We start from the raw sequence: 228 nt of genomic DNA, 5'->3' as shown, positions 1-228 counted from the left end.
GCGAAGCCCCGCCGGGCCAGGAAGGCCGCGAACGGGCTGATGTGCCGCCGGTCGTAGGGGTGCCGCCAGGCCCCGCCGTGCAGGACGGCGACCAGGGGGGCCGGGCCGCCGGGACCGGCCGCCGCGCGCGGCGCGTAGAAGTCGACGACCTGGTCGGGGCCGTCGCCGTAGGCCGCGCTCGTGTCCGGGTCGACGGGCGCGTGGGACAGCGCCGCCTCCTCCTCGGCG

1 pseudogene is annotated in these 228 nt (G+C 80.3%); it reads right to left on the bottom strand.

What is annotated here, in order from left to right:
- Positions 1–228: pseudogene (locus G3I53_RS28210) on the bottom strand (alpha/beta hydrolase); the annotation flags it as partial.

This window comes from Streptomyces sp. SID14436 (genome assembly GCF_010548465.1).
GTDB lineage: Bacteria > Actinomycetota > Actinomycetes > Streptomycetales > Streptomycetaceae > Streptomyces.
The sequence above is the reverse complement of the archived record's forward strand: the minus strand, read 5'-3'. Positions and strand labels throughout refer to the sequence as shown.